Here is a 20481-nt window from a genome sequence, read left to right on the forward strand (position 1 = left end):
ATCGCGCGATGCGAATTGCCTTCTACGCCCCGCTGAAGTCGCCCAATCATCCCGTTGTCTCCGGCGACCGCCAGATGGCACGGATGCTGGTCCAGGCGCTGCAGCATGGCGGGCATAGCGTCGAACTGGCATCGGAGTTGCGCCTCTATCTACGCCAGCCGGAACCGAAAAGTTTCGATGCGCTCATGATCGAGGCCCGGGACGAAGCCGCGCGACTGACAAGGCTTTGGGACCGTGACGGCAAGCCCGATCTCTGGTTCTCCTATCATCCCTACTACAAGGCGCCCGACCTGATCGGGCCCGAGCTGGCGTTGGCCTTTGCCGTCCCCTATGTGACGGCCGAAGCCTCCTATTCCGAACGGCGCAACGCCGGTTCGTGGGCCGATAGCCAAGCATTGGTCGCGCGAGCCATCGAACAGGCGGCGCTGAACATCTGCTTCACGCAAAGGGATCGCCAGGGGCTGGCGGATGCTGTCCCCCACGCCGCTCTCGGTATGCTTTCACCCTTCATCGACACATCGGCATTCCACGAAATGCCGGTACTGGATTATCCGACGCGCCTCGTGACCGTCGCCATGATGCGCCCGGGCGACAAGGTCTTGAGCTATCGCATGCTGGCGCAGGCGCTCGGGTTGATCGGCCATCTCCCCTGGACGCTATCGGTCGTCGGGGACGGACCTGCCCGTGACGAGGTAAAGGCGCAATTCGCCGGCTTGCCCGCCGACCGTATCGAATGGCTTGGCGCCATCGAGCCTGCCGCCGTGCCGGATGTCCTTTATCGCGGGGGAATCTACGTCTGGCCGGGTTACGGCGAGGCCTATGGCATTGCCTATCTTGAAGCACAGGCCGCCGGCCTTCCGGTGGTGGCTCAGGACATTGCCGGCGTGCCGGAGGTCGTGCGGCATGGCCAGACCGGGTTTCTCACCCCGCCGGGCGATGTGGGGGCGTTCGCTTCGGCCATCGCAAGGCTTCTGGCCAATAATGACGAAAGAACCATCATGGCTGCAGAGGCCAGACGTTTCGTTCTCGAAGAACGCTCTCTCGGTGCTGCAAAGGCCCGTCTGGCGGAACTTCTCAAGATGATCCCGTTGTCATGACGTCCGACCCGATTTGGCAGCCTCTGGTGGACGAGCTGGCGCATCGGCAACGGTGGGGCCGCAAGGCAGAGTTCTGGCTGCGCGACGACGACGCCGTGGATCCGACGCCGGCGCTCGATCGGTTGCTCGACCTCACCGGTGACTTCGCGGTTCCGGTCACTCTGGCCGTCATTCCGGCCCAGACCGACGGGAAGCTTGTCGTCCGGCTTGACGCCGCGCCGCATGCCACGGTCGCCATTCATGGCTGGGCGCACCGAAATCATGCGCCCGAGGGTCAAAAAAAGCAGGAGCTCGGCGCGCATCGGCCACGCGAGGTGGTGCTGGATGAGCTGGCCGGCGGGCTGTCGCGTGTAACCGGCCTGCACGGCGCACGTGCGGTTCCGATGCTGGTGCCGCCCTGGAACCGGATCGACGCCGGCCTGGTACCCGACCTCGGATCGATAGGATTTGCGGCATTGTCGGTGTTCGGGCCGCCAAGGCCGGCTTCCTTGGCGGTCATCAACAGCAATGTCGACATCATGGATTGGCATGGCACGCGCGGCTGCCGCGATCATGGTCTGTTGGTTCAGGCCATCGTCGCGCAATTGCAGCGTGCATTCGACGGCGGCGAACCGGTCGGCCTGCTCACCCACCATCTCGTCCATGATGAATCGGCATGGCTTTTCCTCGAACGGCTGTTCACGATCACCGCGCGGACCGAAGCCTGCGCATGGCTTCCGATCAGCACATTGACCGAACGCAGCGCCGGAAAATAGCTCAGCGCTTTTTGTTCACTGAAGTTGGGAATGTGAGCGTCTGGCCATCCCGCGCCGCAAAAGCGCCGGCAAACCTGTCCTTGGCCAGTTTCTCCATCTCGTCCAGCTCATCGTCGGTGCGTGCCGGATCGTGGTGAAACAGCGCAAGCCCGCGCGCGCCGGCCGCCTCGCAGAGCTTGACGCCCTGTTGCCATGTCGAGTGCCCGTTGCCGCGGTAGCGCTCCATTTCCTCCTCGGTGTAGGTGCAGTCGTAAATGACGAGGTCGGCATCTCTGATCAGGCCGAGCACCGCCTGGTCGAGTTTGCCCGGCTCGTGCTCGGTGTCTGTGATGACCGCCACGACGCGGCCCCCCCATTCGACCCGGTAGCCGATGCAGCCGCCCGGATGGGTAAGACTACCGGTTCGTACAACAACTCCTTCGCGTGGCCGAAGCAGGTCTCCGGATGCGAAATCGCGGCAGTCGAGGCTCGCCTTGCAGACACCGAGTGTCACCGGAAACCATGGCGGCCGAATGAATTCATCGACCATCTGCCGCGTCGTCATGCGTCCAGCCAGATGCCCGGACCAAAGCGTAACTTTGATGCCTCGTTCATAAATAGGCTTGAAAGCCGGCAGCCCGATGATGTGATCGTAATGGCAATGGGTGAAAAACAGGTCGAAATCGGTGACGCCCGCCGCCCGAAGCGTCCTGCCGGCAGGCCGCAAGCCGGAGCCCGCGTCGAACAGAAGCGTATGCTTGCCGCATTGCATCTCGATGCAGATCGTGTTGCCGCCATAGCGAGCAAATTCTGGCCCCGACACCGCAATGCTGCCGCGCACGCCCCAAAACCTGACAAGGAAGAAATCGTCGTCCATGCACCCTTTCGCCCATCGTAGCCAACCAACTGCTGCCAGAGTCGTTCCAGGAAAGGTGTGACACGGTTCCGGAAACTGCATCAAAACAAAGAAACAGAGCGGCTCGCCGCTTCAGTGCAACTGTGAATCGCTCTCGGCCGTTCGTGCGTCGATCAGGTCCGCGGTCGTACTGCTTAGCCTATCGGCAAGAACCCGCAATATCTCGATGGTCATTTCGGGAAACTCCTTCATAAGCCTCAGGAAATGGTCCTTGCGGATTCTCAAGGCCTCCAGCTCACTTGCCGCTTTGACGGTGGCAGTACGGGAGCTGTTGCACAATATGGCAATCTCGCCAACGATCGAATTTGGCAGCAATTCAGCAACTTTGATCGGCCCATTGTCGGAATCGACCAGAATATCCGCGCTGCCCGAAAGGATGACATAGGCGGCGTCTGCCTCGTCGCCCTGCCGGAAAAGAATCTGGCCGGCACTGTAGTTCACGCGATCGGACGTGAACGCGAGCAGCTTGAGCTTTGTCGGCTCGATGCCAGAGAACAAGGGAACGCGTTGCAGCATTCCAACTTCATCCTTGAGCAGCATTGTCGCAAACCTTCCTGAATTCGCGTTTGCCAGACTATGACACAAGTTCCTTGAAGATACCGTTTCCCGCCAAGAGTGTCTCGTGTGTTCCGTCTTCCACCAATTGGCCTGAGTCAAAGACCACAACCCGATCGAACATCGCCGCCATTGCCGGATTCGTCACCACCCACACAATTGCCGGCGAATGGCCGTCGCGTCTGGCTTCGTCGAGCACATTCCGCAACACCTTGTCCTGCACGCGCTGGTCGAGCGCCGACAGCGGCCGATTGAGAATGAGGAAATCGGGACGCTTGAGCAAGGCGCGGGCAACATCGAGCTTCTGTCGCTGTCCGCCGGTCAGCCGCCTGCCGGCGGCGCCGACGTTGAAGTCCAGGCCGACATCCAGAAGCTCGGCATAAAGCCCCAGTTCGTCAAGAATATCATAGACGATGGAGCGAATGCGGTCCGGCGCGTCGGGATGGTTGTTGCCGACACGCCCGAACAGGACGTTGTCCATGACGGTGGCCGCGGCGATGTATTTGTCAGGGTCAAACCGTTCGACAGCTTTCTCCAGCTCGGCCGGCAGGTTTCCATAGAACTGGTTGCGTGCAGCGATGATCTTGCTCATCAGCTCGTCGGTCAAGAGGCCGAAGCGATGCCGGGGCTCGATATAGGCAAAGCTCAACGTGACCATCATGGCGCGGTCGTTCTCCGAAACCGCATCGTAGGGGCGATTCTTGAGCCGTTGCAGCAAGGTTTCGTAGGCGGGTATCTCCTCGGCGCTCATGAAGGCGAGCTGCTGGAAGAACTGGTGTTCGGGCGGCAGGTCGGCAAACAGCTCGATCGCCTGTTCGGCGATCTCCATGCCCATTTCGTAGAGCGTGCGGTCGAGGCCGGCTTGCTTCAGCACGGAAGCAAAATAGGGATTGGACGCCAGTGCCTTGTGAGCCAGTTCGGGGCCGGCCGCAGCGCCGAAGAGCAGGTTCTGGCCGATCGTCGCTTCCTTGTTGTAGGCGCCCGGTTCAAAAGGAACCACCAGCGCGCTCAGGCCTTCTTCCTCCAACCGGGTTCGCAGCGCCGCACGCAGTTCGACGATCCGCCCGGCGAGCTTCGTGTGGCGCTTGAGGTCGGCCGAAGAGCGCAAGCCTAGATCCAGAATGTCGCGCGACAGAAGAACCGCGTCGAGCACCCGGCGCACGGCTTCAAAGAGGTCGTGCGGGCCGGTGGCGCCGGCGGAGGCATAGTTGATCCAGTCGCTGCGGATATCGAGATCCGGATTGCCCGACCGGCGCGCCTCGTCGATATTCCAACGGTGCTGGTCCGCCGCTGCGCCGTCATATGTCACCGATGTCAGCGGCGCATGCTTCAAACCGTAGAGCAAATTGTCGCGCAGGCTTGCCTGGAACAGGAAAACATCCGACGAAGCGTAGGACATGCGCCGGCCGGTCACGGCTTCGGGGAGATCAAGCAAGTCATCGGAGCCCGAAACGATCCTTCCGCTATCCGGCCAGGTCAGCCGCGCAAAGGCTTCCGCAAGCGCCTCCGCTCCCCCTGTTGCGGTGCTGACCAGCGCCACCGTCTCACCCGGCTTGACCTCGAGCGAGATGCGATTGAGGAGCATTGCGCCGCCATCGTCTGCTATGGACAGGCTGATCGCCGACAGCGGCTTGGTCATCGGATCGGGATCGTCGATCGTCAGTGCTCCGATTTCCGGCGCGATGATATTCTCGACGGTGAACTGTTCGACGACCTGCTGATATTTGACCTGGACATCCTGCCGGTCCTGATCCCAGTCGATCAGTTCCTTCATCGGTCCGGGCAAGTCCTTGTAAGCGCCGATCACGGCCACGAGCTGGCCGACATCCAACCGCCCCTGGATGACGAGATAGCCACCGATCATGTAAAACAGAAAGGGCGTGAGCTGCGCGAGAAAATTGTTGAGGAACTTTACCATGAATTTCCATTGGTAAAGATCGAAGCGGATTTTGAAGATGAGCCCGAGCCGGGCTGCTATGTCGGCGCGCTCGTAGTTCGACGTATCGTGGACGTGAACCGCGCCGATGCCGTCGACGATTTCGCCAACCCGGCCTGAAAGCGCGCGCGCCGTCAACTGCCGCTGGCGCCCGAGCACGAGCAGCCGCCGCCGCATTCGCGGGATAAGCACGATTTGGATCGCCACGATCACGACCGCTATCATTCCGAGCCAGACGTTCTGGACCATGATGAACAGCATGGCCGTCAGCGCCTGGCCGCCGAGCAGCACCGGCTGCAGGAAGGCATCGCCGATGAAGCCGCCCAGCGGCTCCACCTCGTCCTTCACCATGGTCGCCACTTCGGCGGATTTCACCCGCTTGAAGTAAATCGGCGGAAACCGCAGCACACGATCGACCAGGTCGAAGCGGATACGCCGCAGCATGCGTTCGCCGAGCCGGCCCTTGTAAGTGTTGATGTAGAGCTTGAACAAGCCGTTGATGACGACCAGCAAGAGGAAAACAAGGCTGAGCGCAAGCAGCGTCGACGTGCGGTCCAGTTGAAAACCGGAGAAGAACTGAACCTCGCCGATGAACGGCAGGTTATAGTGCAACCTCATGAATGGCAGGGTCGCGCCCGGTTGCTCGAACCCCTTGCCCTGGATCGGGCCGTTGACGATCAGCTTCGGCAGGTCGAACGACATGAAATACGGGACCATCGAAAGCACGACGATCATCAATATCCAGAGCTGCTGCTTCCTGGTGTGCGTCCAGATATAGCGGGCTAGGCTGGTTTCCATATGCGATTGTCAGTTTGAAGGATGCGGAATGTAAAGGCACCTGCTGGCGAATGGTGTATCGGCCATGTCTTCGCCGCCACCGAAGACCTCGAAGCGGCAGCTGCGCGCCAGGCGGATGGGCGCCGATGGTCCGGACAAATTCAATCGGCCTCCTCCGGGCAATGGCGAAACGGCTTGCGGCACAGTCGCGTCCGCAAGTCGAACAGCCTTGCAAGAGGCAAGATTGCGTTGTGTCGCCCGAAATCCCAACATAGAAGACGAATATGATGGATGTCACGCAACCACGCAATGCCGGCATGGATGGGCATGAGCAAGCCCTGGACCTCACGCGGGGAATTGCCGCCTATGTCGACCACCCTCTCGTGGCCGGGCTGGCGCGCGTCATCGCCAAGCATCCGCAGGCCAATATCGCGAACGCCTTCAACCACAAGCAGGTCGCCTGCAAGATGTGGGCGCTCGACAGGCTGTTCGAAAGCTGCGGCGGCCGGTTCGAGCGCATATGGGTTCTGGGTGGATGGTACGGCGTATTGCCGGCGATGCTTTTCAACGACGCCCGCTTCGACATCGCGGCGATCGACAGCATCGACATCGATCCCGAAGTCGGCGCGGTCGCCCGGACACTCAACCGGCAAGCCGGCGACCGGTTTCAAGCGCTGACGGCAGATATGTACAAGCTCGACTATGCCGCCGCGCGGCCCGACCTGGTCGTCAATACGAGCTGCGAACACATAGCCGACCTAAGCGCCTGGCTTGCCCTGCTTCCGCAGGGCACGAATGTCCTGCTGCAATCGAACGATTATTTCAGCGAGCCGACGCACATCAACTGCGTGGCGTCACTTGCAGCCTTCGAAGCCATGGCGGCGCTGCGGCAGATCAGGTTCTCCGGCGAATTGCCGACAAAAAATTATACACGCTTCATGCTGATCGGAACTGTTTGAAGCGCTCGCGCAGGATTTGCGCCGAGCGCCGCGCCCCTTCCAGATCGAGGCGATGCGCGGCTGGCGGCGGTCCCGCAAGCGCCTGCTCGATCGCTTGCGCCAGACCTTCAGGCGTCAGGTCCTGTTCCGTCAGCACCGTTGCAAGACCGAGCTCTTCAAGCATCAGGGCGCGACGCGTCTGCTCGGTTTCCCCGCCGGCTGCAAATGGAACGAGCAGCGAGCGACACCCCGCGCGCATGACATCGCAGACCGTGTTGTAACCCGCCTGCGAGACCGACAGGCGGGCGCCGGTCAGCAGGCTGGCGAAATCCTCGCGGAACCGGAAGATGGACAGGCGTGGGGAGGCATCGCGTGCAATCGCGTCGAACTCGTCCTTCGGCAGGTTTGGGCCGGTGATCAAACACCATGTCCAGGCGTTATCGGCACTTCGCGCCGCCGCGACGGTGGATCTGACAAGGCTCTTTCCGGCCGCCCCGCCGCCAACCGACACCAGAACGTCGAAGCGCTCTGAGGCCGCTTGCGCCGGCGGCGCGGCAACGAGCCCTGTATAGGCGACCTCGGCCCTGATCGCCCCAGCCAGCGGAAATGTCTTGTCGATGGTTGCGAAAGCCGGATCGCCATGGACCATGACAAGATCGAAATGCCTGTTGACGATATCGACCGTTTCTTCGTTTCGGCTCGGCTTCACGCGCTCCTGAAGGATGTCGCGGACGGACGCCGCCAGCAGCGGTCTGGGCGATGTCGCTTCGATGGCCTCGATCAGTGGCAAGAGTTCGAAACGCATCTGCCGGCGTCCAAAGGGAAACGCCTCGATAATGACGATGTCGGGCCTGTAATCCCGGAAAGCCTGCAGCAGCATCTCCGAGCGCCGCGTCTTGAAATCATCGTCGATGGCTTTGCCCTGCAGGTCGACAAGTCCGGAAAATCCTTCGTCACCGGAGGTGACAGGCGGCAGGGTCACGGATTTTACGCCCGATCCCGGAAATCCCGCGATCGGCGCTCCGCCGGTCACGACGGTGACGTCGAACCCGTCATCGACCAGAGCCGCCGCAATGCGGCTGGCGCGCGCGAGATGGCCGATGCCGAGCAGGTGCTGAACATAGAAGAAAGCGCGCAGCCGCTTCATTCGGCGACCCGCCACTCCCGCTCGAACAGTTCCTTGAGCTGTCCAATGCCTGCCACATGGTCGAAATTGCTTCGCACGCGCCGCTCCGCGGCGTCGCCGAGGCGGGCGCGCAGGACGGGATCGCGGATCAGGCGCTCCAGCGCCTGTGCCAGGGCAGTCGGGTTTTCCGAGGGAATCAGCAGCCCGGTTTCATCCGACGATAAAAGCTCCGGCACGCCGGAAATATCGGTCGACACGCAGGCAAGCCGCTGGCTGGCCGCCTCCACCAGAACATTCGGCAGGCCGTCCCGGTCGCCGTCCGCGGTGATCCTGCAGGCCAAAGCGAAGATGTCGGCGCTGCGGTAGTGCTCAAGCACCTCCTCCTGCGCCAGCGCGCCTTTCCAGGAGACGCGCCCCTCCAGCCCGAGCCTTTGCGCCAGCGCCTTCAGCCGGTTCAGTTCCTCGCCGCCACCGATATGCTCGAAACACCACGCCAGATCGCCAGGCAAGAGGGCAAGAGCCTCCAGCAACGTATCATAGCCTTTCTTTTCAACGGCGCGTCCGACACTCAAGATCATGACTGGTTCGGCCGGCGCCGAGCCGTCACGCTGTTTTCGCGCCTCGCCGAAACTGCCGAAGCGGTCAAGGTCGAGCCCATGATAGCTCAGATGCACGGACGAACTGCCGTTGGCGAGTTTTTTCAGATGGTCGAAGCCGGTTTTCGTGCACGTGACCGTCCAGCGCGCCGAGGAAAGCTTGCCGGCCAGATCCCAGTCCGCCGACGTCCAGATGTCCTTGGCATGGGCTGAGCAGCTCCAGGGCAAGCCACGAAGCTGGCTGGCATAGCGCGTCACCGATGCCGGCGTGTGCGCGAAATGGGCATGCAGCCATCCGGCATCTTGCGGCCATTCGGCCGCCAGCACCAGCGCTTGCCCGAAGCGGCGCGCGCGATTGCGCGTAAAGTCGCGGCGGATATCGGCAGCGAGCGATTTGAGCGCGCGCCAGAAGCCAGGCCGCGGCAGACAGGCAAACAGCGATCGAACCACGCGCAGCGGCTCTCTGTGCAGATATTCCGGCAGATAATGGACGGGGGCCTTGATCTCGTCATGCACGGGATGACGTTTTGCGTCGGTCGGCCGCCTGAGCGCGAAAAGTATCAGGTCGAACCCCGCACGCTCCAGACCGAGCAGCTCCTGCGCGATGAAGGTTTCCGACAGCCGCGGGTAGCCCTTCAGAACCACGACGATCTTGCGGTGTTGCAACTCAGTTCATGCCTTCAATGACCGAAAGGTGATGGCCGGCCCGCCGGTCGAGCAGTTCCGCGACGATTTCGGAAATATGAGGCAGCCCTTCCAGAGTCAGATGCGCATTGCTCTGCGATGGGCGGGGCCGGCCCGGCAAAACCTGCAGCACATCGGCAAACCGCTGGGCATCCTCGGCCTCCTCGGGCAAAAGCATCTCGATGAGGCCGAGTTCGGCTGCGCGCCGTGCCCGGATCAGCTGTTCCTCGCGCGGCGTGACGCGCGGCACGATCAGCGCCGGCTTGTCGAAAGACAGTATCTCGCAATAGGTGTTGTAACCGCCCATCGCCACCACCGCCTTGGCGCCGGCAATCAGCTCTTCCATCCGGTTGTCGAATTCGATGATCTTGACATAGGGGATCTTGGCCCCCTTCCGGACCAGCTTGTTGCGCTTGCGCGCCGGCATGTAGGGCCCAAGCACGATCAGCGCCCGGTGCTGCAATCGCGGATCCTGCTGATAGGCCTCGATGACGTTGTGGATCAGGTCGGCGCCGTCACCGCCGCCACCGGTGGTAACCAGGATATAGTCGCCCTCGGGCCGGTGGCCGGGCAACTGGTTCTGCTGCAGGCTCCGTTGCAGGAAACCGACGAACTTCATCTTTGCCCTGACCGCCGGCGGCACCTCCAGGCCGGTCAGCGGATCGTAGAAATCCGGCGGGCCATAGACCCAGACCTTGTCGTAGAACAGGCCGATCTTGCGCATCACATCCCTGCGTGCCCACTCCGCTTCGAGCAAATGCGGCGCGTCCATCACCTCGCGCAGGCCAAGCACGAGCGTGGTGCCCCGCGTCTTGAGGTAGGACAGCGTATCCTCAATCTCTCCGCGCAGCCCCAGCGGTTCCTTGTCGACGATGAAGATATCCGGCCGGAAGCTCTCGGCCGTGTGGCGGATAATCGACTGCCGCATCCTTAGCGTCTCGTGCAGATCGATGTCCTTTTCCAGCGAGGTGTATTCGCCGTTTCGCAGCTTGATGACGCTGGGGATCTTCACGAAGTCGACGCGGGCGCGGTAGTCGAAGGCGCCGGCGATGGTGGCGCCCGAAATGATTAGCACCTGAAGTCCGCGGAAATCCCCGACCAGCGAATGCGCGATCGTTCGGCAACGCTGCAAATGGCCGAGCCCGAACGTGTCGTGGCTGTACATGAGAATTCGTGCGTCTTTTGCGTGCTGTGTCATTGTGAACGTCTTTTAGAATTCTCGCCGGACCGTGGGCAACCCCGCAGGCTTCGAAACCATTCTCGCGGGTCTATCGACCTGTTTTGAAACATGGGGGCGAGAGGTACGCAACGGCATTCTTCACCAGGTCACGAATGCCAGGGGCGCTGATTGTGGCGCCATGCCTTGTCTTCGCCGACGATAGACGGCCCGAGCACAAATCTCTGTCATGAGGCTTGACCCCGTGGAATTAAATGCCCTGCGGCCTGAGGCAGGCAAAGCGCACATTGCGAAAAATCAAGGGCGACCAAGGCGAAACGAGGCTGCCGCACATTGTGAGGAGAACCCGCACCTTGGGAAAATGCTTCATAATCCATCGAAACACAACGGCCGCCAGAGGCCGCACGTTGCGGCCTTTTATCCTGCCATCAGCCTTGGCCTGTGGCAAGCGTCCGGTCCTTGCACCGTTGAAGCTGGTGCAATCTCGCGTCATGCCGGCTTCCTCCGTCATGTGGAGGATAGCTGCGGCCCCAATGAGATTCGTCAGCCAGGCGACCCATTCGCCAGATCCGTCACAAAGCTTTGCGTGAACACGCCGGCCGGAAGGACGGCTACGCCAACCTTGCCCTTGTCGTCCTCGGCGTTGCCAGCAGCAGACTTGTCTCGCTGCCGGTTATCCCCGGGATGAGCCGTATCCGCCTAAGCACCGCGTCGAAATCGGTGAGCGACGCCGTTCCGAGTTCGACCACCAGGTCCCACCGGCCATTGGTGGTGTGAATGGTCGAAACCTCGGCGAGGCCGCCGAGCGCCCGGACCACGCGGTCGGCGGCATGGCCCTCGATCTCGATCATCATCACGCCGCGTATCCGCTGGTCGACCGCGTCGGCGCGCAGCACCACCGTGTAGCCGATGATCTCGCCCGTTTTTTCCAGCCGCTCCATGCGCGCCCTGACCGTGGCGCGCGACACCCCCAGATCGACCGCGAGATCGGAGATGCTGCGCCGGGCATCATGCCTGAGCAGCGTGACCAGCCTTTCGTCGAGCAAGTCCATGATTCTATCCACTTTGACCAAACTGACTTATCGAATTGATAAATCATTCTTCTCGAAATGCCAATTTCGCCTGTTCAAACTGCCGGTCCAGGATGGTTCATTCCACGCATCAATTGCCCAATCAATTTGCAAGGACACCAAAAACCATGCGCTGCAGGATCGTTGGCGCGCCGGTGCAGGACGGCGCCGGCAGGATGGGATGCGAGATGGGGCCGAGCGCGCTGCGCACGGCCGGGCTTGCCTCGGTGCTGTCGGAACTCGGCCACGAGGTCGAGGACTGGGGCGCGGTGCAACCGGCCGCCGTGCGCGCAATCGTCCACGGCAATCTCGCGCTGAAGGCCCTGCCGGAGATTTCCGCCTGGACGGCGGCAATTGCCGAGACCGCCTATGCGGCTTCGCGAGACGCCATGCCGATCTTCCTTGGCGGCGACCACGCGATATCGGCCGGCACGGTGTCGGGCATAGCCCGCCGCGCCGCCGAACGCGGCCGGCCGCTCTTCGTGCTGTGGCTCGACGCACATCCCGATTTCCACACGCTCGATACCACCGTCAGCGGCAATCTGCACGGCGTGCCGCTCGCCTATGCCAGCGGCCGGCCGGGCTTCAACGGTTATTTCCCGGACCTGCCTGTCGCCGTCGACCCTGCCCACATCTGCGTCATGGGCCTGCGCAGCGTCGATCCGGCGGAGCGCCGGGCGCTGAGCGAAGCGGGGGTTACCGTGCACGACATGCGCACCATTGACGAGCACGGCGTTGCACCTTTGCTGCGCGCCTTCCTGGCCATCGTCGAAAAGGAAAACGGCCTGCTGCATGTCAGCCTCGACGTCGACTTCCTCGACCCCTCCATCGCGCCGGCCGTCGGCACCACCGTGCCCGGCGGCGCCACTTTTCGCGAGGCGCATCTGGTGATGGAGATGCTGTCCGACAGCGGCCTGGTCTCCAGCCTTGATCTGGTCGAGCTCAACCCGTTCCTCGACGAGCGCGGCCGCACCGCCACGCTGATTGTCGACCTCGCCGCCAGCCTGATGGGCCGGCGCATCATGGACCGCCCGACCCGCAGCCATTCCGGAAGCATTGCATGACCCAGCCTTCCCGCCTTGCCATCGTCCCCTTCGTCAGCGTCGACCGCATGATGAAGCTGGTCCTGACCATCGGCGTCGAGCGGTTCCTCACCGAACTCGCCGCCTATATCGAGGAGGATTTTCGCCGCTGGGAGCTGTTCGACAAGACGCCGCGCATCGCCTCGCACAGCCATGACGGCGTCATCGAACTGATGCCGACCAGCGACGGCCGGCTATACGGCTTCAAATATGTCAACGGCCATCCCAAGAACATGCGCGAGGGGCGCCAGACCGTCACCGCCTTCGGCGTGCTCGCCGATGTCGGCTCCGGCTATCCGATGCTGCTCACCGAAATGACGATCCTGACGGCGCTGCGCACCGCGGCGACCTCCGCTGTCGCGGCCAAATATCTGGCGCCGAAAGGCGCGCGCTCGATGGCCATCATCGGAAATGGCGCCCAGTCCGAATTCCAGGCTGTCGCCTTCAAAGCGCTGCTCGGCATCGACCGGCTGCGGCTCTACGACATCGACCGCTCGGCTTCGGAAAAATGCGCCCGCAACCTCGCCGGCAAAGGCTTTGACATCACCATCTGCGCCACCGGCCAGGATGCTGTGGAAGGAGTCGACATCATCACCACGGTGACCGCCGACAAGCTGTCCGCCACCATTCTGACCGACAACATGGTCGGTTCCGGCGTGCACATCAACGCGGTCGGCGGCGACTGCCCCGGCAAGACGGAACTGCACCGCGACATCCTTTTGCGCTCCGACATCTTCGTCGAGTTCTCGCCGCAGACGCGCATCGAGGGCGAAATCCAGCAGCTCCACGCCGACCATCCGGTGACCGAGTTGTGGCAGGTGATGACCGGCAAGGCGGAAGGCCGCAAGACGGCGGAACAGATCACCTTGTTCGATTCCGTCGGCTTCGCCACCGAGGATTTTTCCGCACTGCGCTATATCAGAGACCAGCTTCAGGCCACCGGCCTCTACGAGGAGCTCGACCTGCTCGCCGATCCCGACGAGCCGCGCGACCTCTTCGGCATGCTGCTCAGGGCAGCGCTGCAGCCGGCAGCCGCCTGAGGGGCTTCAGCCGCGCAACGGCGCGCAGCTCTCCCGTTCGACGAGCACCGGGGTGAGCACTTCGCGGCGCGAATGCGCCGCCGGCTCGGCAACCCGCTCGAGCAGCAGGCTGACCGCCCGCGTGCCGATCTTCTCGACCGGCTGTGCGATCGTCGTCAGCGGCGGCCAGGTGGTGACGGCATAGGGTATGTCGTCGAAGCCGATCATCGACATGTCGCCGGGGACCCGCAATCCGCGCCCGCGCAGCACTGTCAGCGCGCCCATGGCCATCAGATCGTTACAGGCAAACAGCGCCGTGATCCCCGGCGCCTGCGCCATCAGCCGCTCCATCGCCATGCGGCCGCCGGCGAAGTGGTAGTCGGAATCCACCACCGAGGCCGGCGGCAGGTCGAGGCCGGCTTCCTGCAGCGCCCTGGCGAAGCCGCGCAGGCGGGCGGGGCTGGAGCTGGAATCGCGCGGGCCGCCGATGACGCCGATGTTCTCGTGACCGAGCCCGGCCAGATAGCGGCCGGCGAGATAGCCGCCATAATCGTGATCGACCAGCACGGAATCGACATTGACCGAATGGATCTCGCGGTCGATCAGCACCGCCGGGACGCCGGGCAGAAGGCTGGAGAACACCCGCGCATGATCGGACGAGCCGGCAAAGATCAGCCCGTCGATCTGCTTGGCCATCAGCACCTGGAGGTAGCGCTCCTCCTTCTCGGCGCTGCCGTCGGAGTTGCACAGGATCACCGTATAGCCGGCAAGGAAGCCGGCATCCTCGATCTGGCGTGCCACGCCGGCGAAGAACGGATTGGAATTGTCCGGCAGCAGCAGGCCGATGGTCTTGGTCTCGCCGCGCCTCAGGCTGCGCGCCAGCGTGTTCGGGCTGTAGCGCAAGGCGGCGATGGCCGAATGCACGCGCTCGGCCGTCTCAGGCTCGACATGGCGCGTGCGGTTCATCACATGCGAGACGGTTGCGACCGACACTCCGGCATGGCGCGCGACATCGGCAATCGTCGTCATTTCTTGTCCCCTAGTGCATGTCGCCCGGAGTGTCCGGCGAATCTGGGAAAATGACATCCATAAAACAAAAACCAAAAAGCGCGACGCGCTTTATCGGATCACCCTCAACAGCTTTTCCCGATGGGCATCCAGAATGACGGCGAGCACAATGACAAGGCCTAGCACGATCGGCTTGAAATTGTCGCCGACGCCGAGCAGCTCGTAGCGACGCCGGCGACCGGGCCACCGATGTTGACGCAACAGATAGACCATGGCGACGATGCCGGCGCGTTCTCCCTTCCGCCGGAGCGCTGTATCCTTCTCAGGCTAGTGATTCCCGCAGACAGGAAACCTTCATGAACGGCCTGACGCCCATACTTTCCACCGTGACCGCCTCGTTCCTTGCCTCCTTCGTCGAAGTGGTCGAGGCCTTCACCATCGTGCTGGCGGTAGGCGTCACCCGCAGCTGGCGGCCAGCGCTGACAGGCGCGGCGCTGGCGCTGGCGGTGCTGGCGGCTCTGGTGCTGGCCTTCGGACCGCTGCTGGCGCTGATTCCCATTGCGGTGCTGCAGTTCGTCGTCGGCGTGCTCCTAGTCCTGTTTGGCATGCGCTGGTTGAGAAAGGCCATTTTGCGCAGTGTCGGCGTCATCGCCCTGCATGACGAGGACGCGGCCTTTTCAAAGGAAACCGCCGCTTTGCAGCAGCAGGCCAATGACCGCCGCGCCGATTATCTGGCCGGGCTCGCGGCCTTCAAGGCGGTGCTGCTCGAAGGTGTCGAGGTGGTGTTCATCGTCATTGCCGTCGGCGCCGCGCATGCACAGACCTTCTATGCCAGCCTTGGCGCGTTGGCAGCCTTCGTCCTGGTAACGATCATCGGCCTTGCGGTGCACAGGCCGCTGGCGCGGGTGCCGGAAAACGCGCTCAAATTCGCCGTCGGCCTGATGTTGACAAGCTTCGGCATTTTCTGGACCGGCGAAGGCCTGGGCACCGACTGGCCGGGCGCCGATCTGGCGCTGCTGGCCATCTTCGCAATCATCGCCGTCGCGTGCTTCGCCATGGTGCGCTGGTTGCGCGCCAGCTACCCCAAGGCTGCACAAGGAGTTGCTCGATGAACGTCGTCCGCCTCATTCTAAAGGAGCTCGTCGGCATGTTCATCGACGACGGCAGCCTTGCGACGCTGGCGCTGCTGTTGATCGTAGCGATTGCCGCGGCAGTGAAGCTGCTGGCGTTGCCGCCGCTTGCCGGCGGCGTCCTGCTTCTGCCCGGCTGCCTCGTCATCCTGCTCTACAGCGTGCGCCGCGCGGCACGGCGCTCCGGTCAGTAGAGGGTGAAAAACACCGGCAGCATGCCGCTGATCCGCAACTGCTCAATCGTCTCGATGGCCGGGAACAGCGCCAGGAAATAGAGCCCGTCCGTGAATGTCCGCCGCAACGCCTTTGTCGAGAACCGGCGTTCGGCTTGATCGTGAAACAGCAGCGGGTTCGGCCAGAAAGGCGGCGTGCGTTCGGCATAGACGCTGTAGGCGGGGCCGAACTTTCCAAACAGGAACTCGGCTTCCTTGCGCACCGTCACCCGGAACACCAGGTAGCTCACCAGAGCCAGCGCCGCCGCCACCAGCACCGAGCCGTACATCAACCCGACGCCCGCCGCGCCGACCGTGGAAAAGAAGTAGAGCGGGTTCCGGCTCATCGAGAACGGGCCGATGGTGACCAGCTCGTCGTTCTTCCTTCCGCCGACATAGAGAATGCTCCACAGACGGCCAAGGAAGCAGACCAGCACGAAGCCGATGCCCAGCGCCTCGATGTATTCGTGCCCGTCCGAGCCTTCGACGAGAAAGGGCTTGGTGAACAGCAACAGCATGACGGCGAGGGCTGCCGCCACTTGTATGACGAGCAGGCGCTTGTGCTGGTCGAACGCCTTCGCTGCCGGCTTGGGGGGAGCGTAGCTCATCATAGTTCCTGCACCCCGGCAGGGCTCATAGCGCCGGTGTCTCGCCACCCACTAGCGAGACGGCGGCCGACTATCTGGCCGTCAATCTTGGCTTCGGACTGACGGTCACCTCGCTGATCATGACCGGCATCCTTGTCGTCGCGCTGGCGCTGCAATTCGCGCAGAAGCGTTATGTGCCATGCCTATTGGCTGGCGGTGGTGCTGATCAGCGTCGTCGGCACCTTGATCACCGACAATCTGGTCGACAATTTGGGCGTCCGTCTGCAAACCACCACGATTGCCTTGGGCGATGTCCATACTTGGGCAAAGCCGGTATTCATCGTTCTGATCTGCATTCATGCCGGTGCGGCACTCTTCCATCATTTTATTCTGAAAGACGCCGTGCTGCGCAGGATGCTTGTCCCTGCGCGCGATCCGGTCGGATGACACTTATGGACATGTGCAACGACCACGAGCGACCAGGCGCCGGCGGATATTCTAGGAACGGACCGCCGCCGGTGCTAGCATGCCGCTCTGGCAAAGCCTCGGCAACAGACCGGAACAGAGATGCGACTTCTCCTTGTTGAGGATGACCCCAGGACCGCAGACTATGTCGTCAAGGGCCTGAGCGAAGCCGGGCATGTCTGCGATCTGCTGCGCGACGGGCATGACGCGCTGTTTGCCGCGACACGCGACGCCTATGACGTGATCGTCGTCGACCGCATGCTGCCCGGCCTCGACGGCCTGTCGATGATCAAGGCGGTGCGGGCGGCGGGCGTGCGCACGCCGGCGATCTTTCTGACCTCGGTCGGCGGCGTCGACGACAGGGTTGAAGGGCTCGAGGCCGGCGGCGACGACTATCTCGTCAAGCCATTCGCCTTTTCCGAACTGCTCGCCCGCATCAACGCGCTCGGCCGTCGCCCTGCGGTGCAGGAGCTGAAGACGACGCTGCGCATCGCAGACCTCGAAATGGACCTGATCCAGCGCCGCGTCACCAGGCAGGGCCAGGCGATCGACCTGCAGCCGCGCGAATTCAGCCTGCTCGAAGTGCTGATGCGCGGCGAGGGCCGCGTCATCACCCGCACCATGCTTCTGGAACGGGTCTGGGATTTTCACTTCGACCCCAAGACCAGCGTCGTCGAAACCCATATCAGCCGGCTGCGCGCCAAGATCGACAGGCCGTTCGAAACCGCGTTGATCCACACCGTGCGCAACACTGGCTACAGTGTTCACGACTAAGGCGCGGCATGACAGAAACTTGCCATGACTGAAGCTTGCCATGACTGAAACGCACTATGACTGAGACAGGCTCTCGCCTGCTGCGCAGCACGCCGTTTCGGCTGGCCCTGACCTTCGCCTTGCTGTTCGTGCTCGCCTTCATCCTGTCAGGCGCCATCGTCTACCAGCTGATGAGCGCGGATCTTGCCGAGCAGCTCGACCAGTCGGTCAAGGAGACCTATTCGGTCGTGGCGGTGACCTATGCCGGAAACGACCGGGAGGATCTGGTTTCGGCAGTCGACAGCCACGCCGCGCTCAGCCCGAGCAAGGAACAGCTGTTCTCGCTCACCGATCCCGCCGGCAATCGCCTGGCCGGGAATTTCACCGCCGCCGACCTTCCCGATGGCTTTTCGGATTTTGCCGCTTCCCTGCCAGGCGTTGCGCCGGACACTATGTACCGCGCCTGGACCGGTTCGGTCGGGCCCAACAGCCTGACAATCGCCTTCTCGCTCTCCGAAACCGAGGAGCTGGAACGCATCGTTTTGATGAGCTTCGGCTGGGCCACCCTGATCATTTCAGGGCTGGCGGTGGCTGGCGGCGCCTTGCTGGCGTCGCGTGTGCAGCGTCGCCTCGACGGCATTGCCACCACCATGGACGATGTCTCCAACGGCCGGCTCGACGCCCGCATTCCACTGCTCGGCAATGGCGACGACATTGACGGCGTCTCGCGCCAGGTCAACGCCGCGCTGGAGCGGCTGGCGGCGCTGGTGGACGGCATGCGCCAGGTCAGCGCCGACATCGCGCATGATCTGAAGACGCCGCTCAACCGGCTGCAGATGATTTTGGAAGCTGCGGCCGACAGGACCGCGCGGGGTGAGGCCGTTGCCGATGAGCTGGCGGAGGCACGTGGGGAAAGCCTGCAGATCAACGATACTTTCGATGCGCTGTTGCGTATTGCCCAGATCGAGGCCGGCGCCCGCAAGTCGCGCTTTGTCGATCTCGACCTCACCGGCGTCATCGATGCCATTGCCGAAATCTACGCCGGTGTCGCCGAGGATGACGGCAAGTCGCTGTCGGCCACGATCGTCCACGGCACCCCATGCCTGGTCCACGGCGACCGCGACCTGCTGACGCAATTGTTTGCCAATCTGGTTGAGAACGCGCTGCGGCATTGCCCCGATGGCACGGCAATCCTTCTATCGGTGCGGCGGCAAGGCGACCGCATTCTGGCTGAGGTCGCCGACAATGGCCCCGGCATCCCGGCGCAGGAGCGCGAAAAAGTGTTCCAGCGGCTCTACCGGCTGGACTCCAGCCGCACCACGCCCGGCAGCGGCCTGGGCCTCAGCCTTGTGCGGGCCATCGCCGACCTGCATGGTGCAACGATTGCGCTGGAGGATCGCCGGCCTGGGCTGGCGGTAATTGTCGGGTTTCCTCGGGCGGAGGGCACCGGTCCCGGCTTGAAATGACAACGCCAGAGCCAGGTCGACCCCACTCCGTCGAGCGAAGCAGCGACGGAGTGGGGGAAGGCGCTCATGAAACGCCAAGTCGCTGACAACTTTCTCCAAGTTGATGATCGCATCCGACAAAGGCGGTCGCGATTAGCCTTGCACATGTTTCCACCCGGAACGGCTGCGGGTTGATCAAGATGACCGTTGAACCTATCGGCCCACCGCACCCCGGCGAAAATCCGAGGGCGACATCCCTGCCAGCTTGCGGAAGGATTTGTTGAAGGCGCTGAGCGAGCCGAAGCCTGAATCCATGGCGACGCGCAGCACATTGGCGTCTTCATGCATCAGCAGCGCCTGCGCGTAGCTCAGCCGCAGCAGATTCATATATTCGTTGAGCGTCATGCCGGTCGATTTCTTGAAAATGCTCATGGCGTATTTGGGATGGATGTCGGCCGCCGCCGCGATGTCGACGCAGTCTATGTCGTAGAGGAAATTCTCGGCGATGAAGTCGCACATGCGACCGACATTGCGCAACGATTGCTGGTCGAACGGGCCGCCGGGTTCCTGGCCGATGGCGGTTTCCGGCACCAGCCGGTAGGGCTCGAAGCGCACCCGCTCCAACCGCAGCAGCAGCTCGTTCACGGCGTGCTCGGTTATCGCCGCATCGCCCGAGCGGAAATAGCGGTTCCAGCGCTCGAAATTGTGATGGTCGGCCTGGTCGGTCGCCGATGTCACCAGCGTGGCGCCGGTCATCAGCCTGTGGCGGACATCCGTCGGCAGATGCAGGCGGAAGAAATGCACCAGCGGCAGATGCGCGCCGGCATAGATGGCGTCGTCGGAGAGATCGTCCATCTGGTGCGGCAGCCCGCCCCAGAACAGGCACATGTCGCCGGCCGACAGCGAGATCTCGTGCTCGTTCATGCGGTAATGCACGCTGCCGCGGACGATGAAATTGACCTCGACCTGGGCATGCCAGTGCGGCTTCAGCATCACCAGCGGATGGTTGTGAAACATCTGCAAAGCCATCGGCAGGCCTTCGACGCTGCTGGCGCCAGGCTGGTAAAACGGCCGTTCCGGCATCTTACTTTCCGCCCATCTTTTATTCCCGTTGTCAGGGACAAGCCTTCCGCGCCGCCTAGTCTAGCCATGCTCGCGAAGAGAGAGCAAATGA

At 62.8% G+C, this 20481-nt stretch carries 19 protein-coding genes and 2 pseudogenes; 10 read left to right on the top strand and 11 right to left on the bottom strand.

The features are described from left to right. The first annotated feature begins 8 nt into the window (after nucleotides 1-8). Nucleotides 9-1097 (top strand): glycosyltransferase family 4 protein, encoded by a 1089-nt coding sequence (locus tag NKI37_RS28210; RefSeq protein ID WP_352790601.1) that lies wholly within the window; start codon nucleotides 9-11, stop codon nucleotides 1095-1097. Continuing rightward, the gene (locus NKI37_RS28215; protein ID WP_023685073.1) at nucleotides 1094-1852 is read left to right on the top strand and encodes a polysaccharide deacetylase family protein; all 759 of its coding nucleotides are present in this window, start codon (nucleotides 1094-1096) and stop codon (nucleotides 1850-1852) included. Before NKI37_RS28210 ends, NKI37_RS28215 begins: the two co-directional genes overlap by 4 nt. 1 nt (nucleotide 1853) lies before the next feature. Here NKI37_RS28215 and NKI37_RS28220 read toward each other — a convergent pair whose 3' ends face one another. The 3 genes from NKI37_RS28220 to NKI37_RS28230 all read right to left on the bottom strand — a co-directional run bounded on the left by NKI37_RS28220 (nucleotide 1854) and on the right by NKI37_RS28230 (nucleotide 6036). Then, the gene (locus tag NKI37_RS28220; protein WP_023692895.1) at nucleotides 1854-2708 is read right to left on the bottom strand and encodes an MBL fold metallo-hydrolase; all 855 of its coding nucleotides are present in this window, start codon (nucleotides 2706-2708) and stop codon (nucleotides 1854-1856) included. Between the two features lie 111 nt (nucleotides 2709-2819). Then, nucleotides 2820-3287, bottom strand: a complete 468-nt coding sequence (locus tag NKI37_RS28225) for a cyclic nucleotide-binding domain-containing protein (RefSeq protein WP_023672144.1) — start codon at nucleotides 3285-3287, stop codon at nucleotides 2820-2822. Between the two features lie 34 nt (nucleotides 3288-3321). Continuing rightward, entirely contained in the window at nucleotides 3322-6036 is a 2715-nt protein-coding gene (locus tag NKI37_RS28230) for an ABC transporter transmembrane domain-containing protein (RefSeq protein WP_352790603.1), read from the bottom strand. Nucleotides 6037-6302: 266 nt separating this feature from the next. Between NKI37_RS28230 and NKI37_RS28235 the strand changes: the two genes are divergently transcribed. Further along, nucleotides 6303-6974, top strand: a complete 672-nt coding sequence (locus NKI37_RS28235; protein ID WP_352790614.1) for a class I SAM-dependent methyltransferase — start codon at nucleotides 6303-6305, stop codon at nucleotides 6972-6974. On the opposite strand, the gene NKI37_RS28240 is transcribed toward NKI37_RS28235, so the two are convergent. The 4 genes from NKI37_RS28240 to NKI37_RS28255 form a co-directional block, all read right to left on the bottom strand. Next, nucleotides 6952-8100, bottom strand: a complete 1149-nt coding sequence (locus NKI37_RS28240) for a glycosyltransferase family protein (RefSeq protein WP_023698115.1) — start codon at nucleotides 8098-8100, stop codon at nucleotides 6952-6954. The genes NKI37_RS28235 and NKI37_RS28240 overlap by 23 nt on opposite strands. After that, on the bottom strand, nucleotides 8097-9341 hold the full coding sequence (locus NKI37_RS28245) for a glycosyltransferase (protein WP_023805874.1): 1245 nt from the start codon (nucleotides 9339-9341) through the stop codon (nucleotides 8097-8099). Before NKI37_RS28245 ends, NKI37_RS28240 begins: the two co-directional genes overlap by 4 nt. 1 nt (nucleotide 9342) lies before the next feature. Further along, nucleotides 9343-10557, bottom strand: coding sequence for a glycosyltransferase family protein (locus NKI37_RS28250; RefSeq protein WP_352790605.1), 1215 nt, complete (start codon nucleotides 10555-10557; stop codon nucleotides 9343-9345). A 590-nt stretch (nucleotides 10558-11147) separates the two neighbouring features. After that, nucleotides 11148-11588: an Lrp/AsnC family transcriptional regulator gene (locus NKI37_RS28255; RefSeq protein WP_023685065.1), complete on the bottom strand. Its 441-nt coding sequence runs from the start codon at nucleotides 11586-11588 to the stop codon at nucleotides 11148-11150. A gap of 146 nt (nucleotides 11589-11734) precedes the next feature. Here NKI37_RS28255 and rocF point away from each other — a divergent pair, with 146 nt between their 5' ends. Next, nucleotides 11735-12670 (top strand): arginase, encoded by a 936-nt coding sequence (rocF, locus tag NKI37_RS28260; RefSeq protein ID WP_023822324.1) that lies wholly within the window; start codon nucleotides 11735-11737, stop codon nucleotides 12668-12670. Then, nucleotides 12667-13728 carry an ornithine cyclodeaminase gene (gene ocd / locus NKI37_RS28265; protein ID WP_023692901.1) on the top strand — a complete coding sequence of 354 codons (1062 nt, stop codon included), beginning with the start codon at nucleotides 12667-12669 and terminating at the stop codon, nucleotides 13726-13728. Before rocF ends, ocd begins: the two co-directional genes overlap by 4 nt. Before the next feature lie 6 nt (nucleotides 13729-13734). Here the strand turns inward: ocd and NKI37_RS28270 are convergent, their stop codons facing one another. Both NKI37_RS28270 and NKI37_RS28275 read right to left on the bottom strand, forming a co-directional pair. Then, entirely contained in the window at nucleotides 13735-14736 is a 1002-nt protein-coding gene (locus tag NKI37_RS28270; protein WP_352790608.1) for a LacI family DNA-binding transcriptional regulator, read from the bottom strand. Nucleotides 14737-14826: 90 nt separating this feature from the next. Then, a pseudogene (locus NKI37_RS28275) lies at nucleotides 14827-15012 on the bottom strand (ABC transporter permease); the annotation flags it as partial. A 59-nt stretch (nucleotides 15013-15071) separates the two neighbouring features. Between NKI37_RS28275 and NKI37_RS28280 the strand changes: the two are divergent. Next, nucleotides 15072-15827 carry a COG4280 domain-containing protein gene (locus NKI37_RS28280; RefSeq protein WP_023692903.1) on the top strand — a complete coding sequence of 252 codons (756 nt, stop codon included), beginning with the start codon at nucleotides 15072-15074 and terminating at the stop codon, nucleotides 15825-15827. Continuing rightward, a complete protein-coding gene (locus tag NKI37_RS28285) occupies nucleotides 15824-16039 on the top strand; it encodes a hypothetical protein (protein WP_023672157.1) in 216 nt (71 codons plus the stop codon). The genes NKI37_RS28280 and NKI37_RS28285 overlap by 4 nt, the downstream gene beginning before the upstream one ends. Here the strand turns inward: NKI37_RS28285 and NKI37_RS28290 are convergent. After that, a complete protein-coding gene (locus NKI37_RS28290) occupies nucleotides 16033-16665 on the bottom strand; it encodes a methyltransferase family protein (RefSeq protein WP_023715721.1) in 633 nt (210 codons plus the stop codon). The two genes, NKI37_RS28285 and NKI37_RS28290, sit on opposite strands and share 7 nt — an antisense overlap. A 56-nt stretch (nucleotides 16666-16721) precedes the next feature. Here NKI37_RS28290 and NKI37_RS28295 point away from each other — a divergent pair. The 3 genes and pseudogenes from NKI37_RS28295 to NKI37_RS28305 all read left to right on the top strand — a co-directional run. Further along, nucleotides 16722-17091 (top strand): annotated as a pseudogene (locus NKI37_RS28295) (hypothetical protein); the annotation flags it as partial. 120 nt (nucleotides 17092-17211) lie between these two features. After that, nucleotides 17212-17883, top strand: coding sequence for a winged helix-turn-helix domain-containing protein (locus NKI37_RS28300; protein ID WP_023672160.1), 672 nt, complete (start codon nucleotides 17212-17214; stop codon nucleotides 17881-17883). A gap of 56 nt (nucleotides 17884-17939) precedes the next feature. Beyond that, the gene (locus NKI37_RS28305; protein ID WP_023692904.1) at nucleotides 17940-19328 is read left to right on the top strand and encodes a HAMP domain-containing sensor histidine kinase; all 1389 of its coding nucleotides are present in this window, start codon (nucleotides 17940-17942) and stop codon (nucleotides 19326-19328) included. Between the two features lie 192 nt (nucleotides 19329-19520). Here the strand turns inward: NKI37_RS28305 and NKI37_RS28310 are convergent, their stop codons facing one another. Beyond that, complete coding sequence (locus tag NKI37_RS28310; RefSeq protein ID WP_023672161.1) at nucleotides 19521-20390, bottom strand: helix-turn-helix domain-containing protein; 870 nt, start codon at nucleotides 20388-20390, stop codon at nucleotides 19521-19523. Nucleotides 20391-20481: the final 91 nt, after the last annotated feature.

The sequence above is a fragment of the Mesorhizobium sp. M0626 genome (genome assembly GCF_040320665.1).
Lineage (GTDB): Bacteria > Pseudomonadota > Alphaproteobacteria > Rhizobiales > Rhizobiaceae > Mesorhizobium.

What these genes read in the sequence shown, in the direction of transcription:
- NKI37_RS28280 (WP_023692903.1), top strand. Translation starts at nt 15,072, where the DNA reads ATGAACGGCCTGACGCCCATACTTTCCACCGTGACCGCCTCGTTCCTT.
- NKI37_RS28305 (WP_023692904.1), top strand. Translation starts at nt 17,940, where the DNA reads ATGACTGAGACAGGCTCTCGCCTGCTGCGCAGCACGCCGTTTCGGCTG.
- NKI37_RS28310 (WP_023672161.1), bottom strand. Translation starts at nt 20,390, where the DNA reads ATGCCGGAACGGCCGTTTTACCAGCCTGGCGCCAGCAGCGTCGAAGGC.
- NKI37_RS28235 (WP_352790614.1), top strand. Translation starts at nt 6,303, where the DNA reads ATGGATGTCACGCAACCACGCAATGCCGGCATGGATGGGCATGAGCAA.
- ocd (WP_023692901.1), top strand. Translation starts at nt 12,667, where the DNA reads ATGACCCAGCCTTCCCGCCTTGCCATCGTCCCCTTCGTCAGCGTCGAC.
- NKI37_RS28230 (WP_352790603.1), bottom strand. Translation starts at nt 6,036, where the DNA reads ATGGAAACCAGCCTAGCCCGCTATATCTGGACGCACACCAGGAAGCAG.
- NKI37_RS28290 (WP_023715721.1), bottom strand. Translation starts at nt 16,665, where the DNA reads ATGAGCTACGCTCCCCCCAAGCCGGCAGCGAAGGCGTTCGACCAGCAC.
- NKI37_RS28270 (WP_352790608.1), bottom strand. Translation starts at nt 14,736, where the DNA reads ATGACGACGATTGCCGATGTCGCGCGCCATGCCGGAGTGTCGGTCGCA.
- NKI37_RS28240 (WP_023698115.1), bottom strand. Translation starts at nt 8,100, where the DNA reads ATGAAGCGGCTGCGCGCTTTCTTCTATGTTCAGCACCTGCTCGGCATC.
- NKI37_RS28225 (WP_023672144.1), bottom strand. Translation starts at nt 3,287, where the DNA reads ATGCTGCTCAAGGATGAAGTTGGAATGCTGCAACGCGTTCCCTTGTTC.
- NKI37_RS28250 (WP_352790605.1), bottom strand. Translation starts at nt 10,557, where the DNA reads ATGACACAGCACGCAAAAGACGCACGAATTCTCATGTACAGCCACGAC.
- NKI37_RS28215 (WP_023685073.1), top strand. Translation starts at nt 1,094, where the DNA reads ATGACGTCCGACCCGATTTGGCAGCCTCTGGTGGACGAGCTGGCGCAT.
- NKI37_RS28220 (WP_023692895.1), bottom strand. Translation starts at nt 2,708, where the DNA reads ATGGACGACGATTTCTTCCTTGTCAGGTTTTGGGGCGTGCGCGGCAGC.
- NKI37_RS28285 (WP_023672157.1), top strand. Translation starts at nt 15,824, where the DNA reads ATGAACGTCGTCCGCCTCATTCTAAAGGAGCTCGTCGGCATGTTCATC.
- rocF (WP_023822324.1), top strand. Translation starts at nt 11,735, where the DNA reads ATGCGCTGCAGGATCGTTGGCGCGCCGGTGCAGGACGGCGCCGGCAGG.
- NKI37_RS28210 (WP_352790601.1), top strand. Translation starts at nt 9, where the DNA reads ATGCGAATTGCCTTCTACGCCCCGCTGAAGTCGCCCAATCATCCCGTT.
- NKI37_RS28255 (WP_023685065.1), bottom strand. Translation starts at nt 11,588, where the DNA reads ATGGACTTGCTCGACGAAAGGCTGGTCACGCTGCTCAGGCATGATGCC.
- NKI37_RS28300 (WP_023672160.1), top strand. Translation starts at nt 17,212, where the DNA reads ATGCGACTTCTCCTTGTTGAGGATGACCCCAGGACCGCAGACTATGTC.